Genomic DNA, 8,879 nt, shown 5'->3' on the forward strand with positions numbered 1-8,879 from the left:
CGGCAGCGGGGTCCACCGGACGTGGTGGAGCGCGTCGGGGTGCGCCGTGGCGGCCAGTCCGCCGGCGGTGAGGGGGCGGACCAGGAAGGAGTCGACGGAGGCCACCGGGGCTCCGGTGGCGTCGGCCAGTTCGAGGGCGACCTCGTCGGTGCCGGTGGCGGTGACGCGTACCCGCAGCGTGGTGGCGCCCGCCGCGTGGAGGGTGACGCCGGTCCAGGCGAAGGGCAGCAGGATGCGGCCGTCCTGGCTGTCGGCGTGGGGGGCCGCGGCGAAGTCGGTGGCGTGCAGGACCGCGTCGAGCAGTGCGGGGTGGAGTCCGTAGGCGGAGGCCGGGTCGCCGGCCGTCGCGGGCAGCCGTACCTCGGCGAACGCCTCGCCCTCGCCGGCCTTCCAGACCGCTTGCAGGCCGTGGAAGGCGGGGCCGTATCCGTAGCCCTGCGTGGCCAGGTCCGCGTAGAGGCCGGTGATGTCGACGGGTTCGGCGCCGGGTGGCGGCCAGGTACCCGAGGCGAAGTGCGCGGTCTGCCGGCCGGACGGGTCCCGGGGGGCCAGGCGGCCGGTGGCGTGCCGGGTCCAGGGCGCGTCGGCGGGGGCGTCCTCGTCGCGCGAGTAGAAGGCGACGGGGCGCCGGCCGGTGGCATCGGGGGCGTCGACGACGATCTGGAGGGCGACGCCGCCCGTGCCGGGCAGGATCAGCGGGGCCGCCATGACCAGTTCGTCGAGGCGTTCGCAGCCGGTCTGTTCGCCGGCCCGTACCGCGAGGTCGACGAACGCGGTGCCGGGCAGCAGGACATGGCCGTCGATCACGTGGTCGGCGAGCCAGGGGTGCGAGCGCAGCGAGACCCGCCCGGTGAGGACGGCGCCTCCGGTGTCCGCGAGGCCCACCACCGCGCCCAGCAGGGGGTGCCCGGCGGCGACCTGGCCGAGCGCGGTCGCGTCCTGGGCGGCGTCGGGGGCGCTGAGCCAGAACCGTTCGCGCTGGAAGGCGTAGGTGGGCAGTTCGACGCGGTGGGCGCCGGCGCCGGCGAAGAAGGCGTGCCAGTCGACGCGGGTGCCGCGCGTGTGGGCGACGGCCAGGGCGCTGAGCAGCTGGTGCGGCTCGTCGTGTCCGCGCCGCAGGAGCGGGGTGAACACCGCTGCCGGGTCGGCGCCGGTGCGGCCCATGGCGCAGAGCACCGGGTCGGGTCCCAGTTCGAGGAAGGTGGCGACGCCCCGGTCCGTGAGGGAGGCGACGGCGTCGTGGAAGCGTACGGGCGCGCAGATGTGCCGTACCCAGTACTCGGGGTCGGTGAGTTCCCCGGCGGTGGCGAGCCGGCCGGTGAGGGCGGAGACCACGGGGAGCTTGGGTGCGGTGTAGCTGAGGATCCGGGCGATCTGCCGGAAGTCGTCGAGCATGGGTGCCATGAGGGGCGAGTGGAACGCGTGGCTGACCCGGAGCCGCTTGGTGCGGTGCCCGTCGGCCTCCAGCCGGGCGGCTACGGCGGTGACCGTCTCCTCGTGGCCGGACAGGACGACGGAGCGGGGGCCGTTGACGGCGGCGATGCTCACCGTGTCGCGGCAGTGCGCGAGGAGCGGCTCCACCGTCTCCTCGGCGGCCTCCACGGCGATCATGGCGCCGCCCTCGGGCAGTGCCTGCATCAGCCGGCCGCGTGCCGCGACGAGGGTGGCGGCGTCGTCGAGCGAGAGGACACCGGCGACGTGGGCGGCGGTCAGCTCGCCGATGGAGTGCCCGGCCACGTAGTCGGGGTGGACGCCCCAGGACTCCAGGAGCCTGAACAGGGCGACCTCGACGGCGAAGAGGGCCGCCTGCGCGTACATGGTGCCGTCCAGCAGGGCCGCTTCGGGCGTGTCCTCGTCGGCGAACAGGACGTCCCACAGGGAGCGGTCGAGCTGGAGGTCGAGGTAGCCGATGGCGTCGTCGAGGGCCTTGGCGTAGGCCGGGTGGGCCTCGTACAGCCGGCGTCCCATGGCGAGGCGCTGGCTGCCCTGGCCGGTGAAGAGGAACGCGGTGCCGCCGCCGGTGACCGAGGTGAACACGCCGGGGGCGTCGCGGCCCTCCGCCACGGCGCGCAGTCCGTCGAGGAGGCCCGCGCGGTCGCCGGCGAGCACCACGGCGCGGTGGGGCAGCGCGGAGCGGGTGGCCGCCAGCGAATGGGCGAGGTCGAGCGGACGGGCGTCGGGGGTGTTCTCGATGTGCGTCAGCAGGCGTCCGGCCTGGTCGCGCAGGGCGGCCCCGGTCCTGGCGGAGAGTGTCGCCGGCAGGGGCCGTCCGTCGTCGGCCGCGGTGCCGTCGCCCTCGGCGGCGGCGCTCCGCGCGGTCTCGGCCGGGGGCTCCTCGACGACGATGTGGGCGTTGGTGCCGCTGACGCCGAAGGAGGAGACGGCGGCCCGGCGGGGGCGCTCGCCGGGCGCCCACGGCACGGGTTCGGTCAGCAGCCGGACCTCCCCCGCCGACCAGTCGACGTTGGGTGAGGGGGCGTCCACGTGCAGCGTCGCGGGCAGCACACCATGACGCATCGCCATGATCATCTTGATCAGGCCGGCCGAGCCCGCCGCCGCCTGGGTGTGCCCGATGTTCGACTTCACCGAACCGAGCCAGACCGGCCCGTCGGTGCGCTCCTGCCCGTAGGTGGCGATCAGTGCCTGGGCCTCGATGGGGTCGCCGAGCGTGGTGCCGGTGCCGTGCGCCTCGACGGCGTCGACCTCGCCGGCGGTGAGTCCGGCGTCCGCGAGTGCCTGGCGGATGACCTGGCGCTGGGCGCGGCCGCTCGGCGCGGTCAGGCCGTTGGACGCGCCGTCCTGGTTGATGGCCGTACCGCGCAGGACGGCGAGGACCGGGTGGTTGTTGGCCCGTGCGTCGGAGAGGCGTTCCAGGACGAACACACCGGCGCCCTCGGCGAACGCCGTACCGTCCGCGGCGGCGGCGAACGCCTTGACCGTGCCGTCGGCCGCGAGTCCGCGCTGCCGGCTGAACGCGGTGAACACGCCGGGGCTGCCCATGACGGCGACCCCGCCCGCCAGCGCGAGGGTGCACTCGCCGCGCCGCAGGGACTGGACGGCGAGGTGGAGGCCGACCAGTGAACCCGAGCAGGCGGTGTCGACGGTCAGCGCGGGGCCCTCCAGACCGAGCGTGTACGCGACCCGGCCGGAGACCACGCTGGGGGCGTTGCCGCTGAGCAGGTATCCGTCCAGGCCGTCCGGCGCCTCGTGCAGGCGCATCGCGTACTCCTGCGGCTCGGCGGCGACGAAGACGCCGGTCCGGCTGGAGCGCAGGGTCCGCGCGTCGATCCCGGCCCGCTCCACGGCCTCCCACACGGTCTCCAGCACGAGGCGCTGCTGCGGGTCCATCGCGAGTGCTTCACGGGGGCTGATGGAGAAGAAGTCCGCGTCGAACTCGGCCGCACCGGACAGGAATCCGCCGTGCCGGGCGTAGGTGGTGCCGGGGGTCGCGGGGTCGTCGTCGAAGAGCCGGTCGAGGTCCCAGCCCCGGTCGGTGGGGAACTCGTCGCGGATGTGGGTGCCGTCGGCGACCAGCCGCCACAGGTCCTCGGGGGACGACACGTCGCCGGGGTAGCGGCAGCCGATGCCGACGACGGCGATCGGGTCGTCGGTGGCGATGCCCGGTGCGACGACCGGGTCGGGCAGATCGGGCAGGCCCAGGGCCTCGGTGCGCAGATGCGCGGCGAGCGCGGCCGGTGAGGGGTGGTCGAAGGCGACCGTAGGGGGCAGCGGGAGGCCGGTGGCCGCGGTGAGCCGGGCGTGCAGGGCCACCAGCGCCACGGAGTCGAGCCCCAGTTCGCGGAAGGCGCGGGCCGGGTCCACGGTCTGCGTGGTGTCCGGCCGGGTCTGCCGCAGTACGGCCTCGGTGCTCTCCCGCACCAGGCCGAGCAGCACCCGGGTCTGCTCCGAGGTGGGGAGGGATTCCAGCTCACGCACGAGTGCGGACCGCTGCACCGTGCCCCCGTCCGGCACACCGTCGGTGCCAGAGACGAAGTTTTCCGACTCAGTCATCTGCACTCCACACAATTGTCGCCCGTCGCCGGACGGAATTCACCAAGGAACCGCACCACTGCGGGTCACGCTATGAAGGCGAAAGGCCGCGCACAGCCCCTAGCGCCCCCCTAAGACCTGAGATCTCTCCCGCTATTCACCAGGGGAGAGCGACCGTTGTCCGACCGGTGCGATGTCCGCACCTTCGCGGTTCGGGGCACGGCCGGATTCCATCGCCGCCCGGTCGAACGCCCTTTGCACGTAGGAGAGATCGGCGATCAGTCCCGACGATGTGACGTCCCGGCCGCGGGCCCGGCCGGCGAGCCCGGCCAGCGGCAGCCGCCCGATGCCGGCCCACCGGAGCCGGCCGTCGCCGTCGATATAGCTGCGGGCCCGCCCGTGGTTGTCCGGGTGCAGGCAGTAGGGGATGTCCAGAGCGCCCTGTCTGAAGGCCAGTACGAGTGCGTGCCCGATGTCCGGGGCCAGTTCGAGTACACCCTCGATCAGGGCTCTGGCCTCCAGGTATGTCTGCGAGTCGGCCTCCGTGGAGGCCGGGCCGCCGGCCGGCGCCGTCCTGGCGGTCCGGGCCGCGGACTCCAGCGCCGCGATGTTCTCCGCGACGGTCGGGATACGGCGGGACTCCGCCACCGTCTTCACGATGAGCCGCTCCGAGCCGGAGTCGACGGCGAGGCGCGTCGCCTGGTCGAGCAGCAGATAGGCGCCTTCGTCCGTGGTCGGGTACACGCCCATGTAGGCGTAGATGACCACGTGCCAGTTGGGCGTCGGAAGTAATTCGGCACAGAGCCGCCGCAGCGCCGCGACCGCTTCCCGGTCCTGCTCCGGGTGGGTCTGCTGGGCATAACTGAGCGACACACTGCGTATTCCGTGCCCGCAGAAGAAAAGCGCTTCGAGCACACTGATCGCCACCAGCTGGCTGGGTGGGCACAATTGCCCGAGCATGCAGCCGCCGAACGTCTCCAGATGCGGTTCCACTCCCGATTCCCGCAGTTGTGCGAAATCCTCGGTGCAGCGGGCCCAGTTCCGTACGGACTCGTCCAGCGGAGTCCTTCCGTAGGGCAGGCAGTAGGAGACGGGGCCGCCCTCGGTGGCGTTGATCAGTGTCCTGCGCAGCGCGGCGAAGATGTCCCCGGGGACGGCCGATCCGTGCCGGACCTGGACCGGGAACGCCTCGTCCCTGATGCCCGCGAGGACCTGCCCGGTCACGGCCCGGTCGTAGCTGACGATGGGGTAGCCGTTGAGATCGGCCCCGGCGCGCAACGCGCTTTCCACGGAGTCGAGTTCGCCGACCCTCGTATAGCTGTCGAGGGTGATGGTGCCGACCGTCGCGGCGTCGGCGGCGCGGGTCGCGGCCAGCCCCGCGCGCATGGTGGCGGGGTCGCTGAACCCCATCCGGGGCTGCACCACCAGGTCACCGGCGCGGCTCCTCGCCCGGACGAAGGCTCCGAAGTCCACCGGGCGCGCCCCATCGGACGTCCGCCGGAGCGGGCGCGCGCCCGGTCTCACGCCACGACCTCGGTACGCTCCAGGGCGCGGGGGGCGGCGGGCAGCGCGCCGACGAAGCGGCTGAACTCCCTGGTGGTGGTGGAGGCGTCGTCGAAGACGGCGTCGAAACCGGCGGAGATCAGCTCACCGATCGCCGCGTCGCTCTGCTGCCCGGCGACGCCGAGCTTGCCGCCGATGACCACCGGGGTCGAGGTCAGTTCACCGCACGCGCGCAGCGCGTCGATGACGCGCAGGCCGTCCTGGTGGCCGTGCCCGTTGACACTGCTGATCACCACCAGGTCGGGCGCGGTCTCCCGGCAGGCGTCGACGAGGACCTGGTCCGGGACGCACGGTCCCAGGTTGATCACCTGGTAGCCCAGCTCCTCGATGAGCAGCTGGAGGAAGACGAGGTTCCAGGTGTGCGAGTCGGAGGCCACGGTCGTGACGACCACGGTGCCGCGCCGGTCACCCGCCGCGCTCACGGCGCTCGTGGCGCCGTGCGTGAGGCCGGCGCTCATGCGGTCCCTCCCGCACCGGTGCCGGCGGACGGTCCGTCCACGGCCACGTAGGAGCGGCTGTGCTCGATCCGGGAGACGGAGAGCACCGTGTCACCCCGCACGACCACCTCGGTGGGGGCCGGGCGGCCCAGGAACATCAGCAGGCTGGCGGTCGGCCCGTACGCCCCGGCGTTGGGGATCGTCACCAGGTCGCCGGGGGCGAGCGCGGGCAGGCCGATCTCGCGGCCGAGGATGTCGCCGGGCGTGCACAGCGGTCCCACCAGGCTGGCGGATTCGACGCACTCCCCGGATTCGGTCCCGACGGCGACGGGCAGCAGCCGGCCCAGGCCGGACATGCCACCGAAGGTGTTGATGCCCGCGTCGAGGATGACGAACTTGCGGCCGCGGCTGACCTTGACGTTGCTGACCGAGGCGACCAGCGTGCCGCTCGCGCCGACGAGGTAGCGGCCCGACTCGCAGGCGATCTCGGGGCCCTCGGTCCGCCACCGCGGGAAGTGGGTGTCCAGCGCGGCCGCGAGTTCGCCGCGCAGCTTGGGGTAGCTGCCCCGGCTGCCGGGCACGGCGTACGGCACGGTGAAGCCGCCGCCGATGTCGAGGAAGCGCAGGGGGAGGTCCAGTTCGTGCTGGAGGCGGGCGGCCAGCTCGATGGTGTGCAGGAACTCGCCGACGAGGCTCTCCTCGTCCTTGGCGTTGCTCAGCGGGAAGAAGTGCATCCCGGTGATGCGGACGCCCGCGACGGTGCGCAGCTCGGGGACGACGTCGGCCAGGGTCTCGCTGTCGAAGCCGAACTGCGAGGGGGTGCCGGTCATCCGGATGCTGCTGGTGGCGCTGGCGGTCGCGCTGTTGACGCGCAGCAGGCAGTCGGCGGTCACTCCGTTCGCCAGGGCGGCGGCGGCCACGTGGCGGACGTCGGAGACCGAGTCGGTGGAGAAGACGCGGACACCCCGGCGGATCGCCTCGTCCAGCTCGCCCGCGGTCTTGCCGGGGCCGGTGTAGAGGCAGTCCTCGCCGCGGAATCCGGCGGCGAGGGCGGACTCCAGCTCGCCGGTGGAGCTGATCTCGGGCCGGCAGTGGCGGCCCTCGCCCTCGCGCAGGGCCCGGACCAGACCCGGGTGGGGGTTGGCCTTGAGGGCGTAGAAGAGGGTGAACTCCTGCGGCAGCGCGTCGGACAGCTGCTGCCGGGCCGCGTCGAGCTCGTCGAGGTCGTACACGTACAGCGGTGTGCCGAAGCGTTCGGCCAGTGCCTGGTAGCGGCTCATCGCCCTTCCCCGTCGATCATCTCGGTCAGTACCTGGCGGGCGTTCTTCCCGTGCAGGCTGAGTGGCAGTTCGTCCAGGACCCGGCACAGGGCGGGCACCTTGGCCGACTCCAGACGCTCGGCCAGCTCCTTGAGCACGGTGTGCGGGGGCAGTTCGGTCTCGGCGAAGATGACCAGGTCCCGGGTGTCGGTGGGGGGCAGCGCCGTGGCGGTGCGCACGCCGGGGATGTCCATGGCGGCGGCCTCGATCTCCACCGTGCTCATCCGGATGCCCTTGCGCTTGAACATGTCGTCGCGGCGGCCCTCGAAGTAGAGGTAGCCGTCCTCGTCGAGCCGGCCGTAGTCGCCGGTGTGGAGCCGCAGCGCCCCGGTGCCGGCGTCGCGGCGGAAGGTGCGCGCCGAGAGTTCGGGGCGGCGCCAGTAGCCGGGCATGACGTGCGGGCCCACGGCGACGATCTCGCCGGTCTCGCCGGCCGGGAGGGACCGGCCCTCGGCGTCGAGGATCAGAACGGTGGTGCCGGGCAGGGGCAGGCCGACCGACTGGGGGCGCTCGTTCTCCTGGTCCGGCGGCATGATGGAGACGCGCTTGCACTCGGTCTGCCCGAACTGGCGGACCACCTGTACGCCGGGGAACGCCTCGCGCAGGGCGGCGACCGCGTGGGCGGGCAGCGCGGCGCCGGTGTTGGTGAACATCCGTACCGGGGGCGGGTCCTGGGTGTCGCGCCGGGCGAGGGTGCCGATCATCGTGGCCAGCGAGGGAACGATGGGCACCACGGTCGCGCCGGTCTCCCGCATCCGGCGCAGCAGTACGAGGTCGGACTCGCCCCCGTCCAGGACCAGTTGGGAGCGTCCCAGGCAGGCGAGCAGCACCTTGTACAGGCCGTAGTCCCAGGAGATCGGGAACCGGCAGAAGACGACGTCGTCCGGCCGGTAGCCCAGCACCTCCTGGATGGCGCGGGAGGCGAAGGTGACCTGCGCGTGCGGGCAGATGACCGCCTTGGGCGCCGCGGTGGAGCCGGAGGTGTAGACGAGGAACGCGGTGTCGTCGGCGCTGATGGCGGGGCGCGGGGGCGCCGGACGCCGGGCGGCCTCCTCGACGTGGGGCCAGACCGTCGCGAGGTCGTGCACAGGGAGGCCGGCGGCCCGGCCGAGGACCTCGGTGGAGGGGCCGTCGCCGATGATCAGGGAGGGTTCGGCGTCCTCGATGACGGAGCGGAGGTGGTACTCCTTCATCGCGGGGTTGAGCGGCACCAGGATCACACCGAGGCGCGAGGCCCCGTAGACCATGGCCACCAGCTCCCGACGGCTGGGCAGCTGGACGAGCAGCCGGTCGCCGCGGGCCGCGCCCCGCGCGGTGAGCCAGTCGGCGAAGCCGTGGCTGAGTTCGGCCATCCGCCGGTACGTCACCTCGCCGGCGGAGTCGTGCAGGCACCGCCCGTCGGGGGTGTCGGCGGTCGCGTCGTCGAGCAGGGAATGGACCGTCCCGCCGTTCCCGTGCGCCGTCGGCGCGTAAGTGGTGTTCGGATTCTCCACGGTTCCAACGTCGCTTTCGGGTGTGGGTGGCGAGCGGGCCTGCGTCGTCGCGCGACGGGGGCCGGGCTCTTCTGGGG

Annotated in this window: 5 protein-coding genes; all 5 read right to left on the minus strand. The window is 73.3% G+C overall.

Annotated features, from left to right (window positions below):
- On the minus strand, positions 1-4,011 hold a 4,011-nt coding region (locus J1C73_RS11180), incomplete at its 3' end, for a type I polyketide synthase (RefSeq protein WP_207316222.1).
- Positions 4,012-4,143: 132 nt separating this feature from the next.
- Positions 4,144-5,514, minus strand: coding sequence for a methylaspartate mutase (locus J1C73_RS11185; RefSeq protein ID WP_207316223.1), 1,371 nt, complete (start codon positions 5,512-5,514; stop codon positions 4,144-4,146).
- Complete coding sequence (locus J1C73_RS11190; RefSeq protein WP_207316224.1) at positions 5,511-6,011, minus strand: cobalamin B12-binding domain-containing protein; 501 nt, start codon at positions 6,009-6,011, stop codon at positions 5,511-5,513. Before J1C73_RS11190 ends, J1C73_RS11185 begins: the two co-directional genes overlap by 4 nt.
- Positions 6,008-7,270 (minus strand): type III PLP-dependent enzyme domain-containing protein, encoded by a 1,263-nt coding sequence (locus J1C73_RS11195; RefSeq protein WP_207316225.1) that lies wholly within the window; start codon positions 7,268-7,270, stop codon positions 6,008-6,010. Before J1C73_RS11195 ends, J1C73_RS11190 begins: the two co-directional genes overlap by 4 nt.
- Positions 7,267-8,802: an AMP-binding protein gene (locus tag J1C73_RS11200; protein WP_207316226.1), complete on the minus strand. Its 1,536-nt coding sequence runs from the start codon at positions 8,800-8,802 to the stop codon at positions 7,267-7,269. Before J1C73_RS11200 ends, J1C73_RS11195 begins: the two co-directional genes overlap by 4 nt.
- Between the last annotated feature and the right edge of the window lie 77 nt (positions 8,803-8,879).

Origin of the sequence: Streptomyces laculatispora, from assembly GCF_017353455.1 — a bacterium.
GTDB classification, from domain to species: domain Bacteria; phylum Actinomycetota; class Actinomycetes; order Streptomycetales; family Streptomycetaceae; genus Streptomyces; species Streptomyces laculatispora.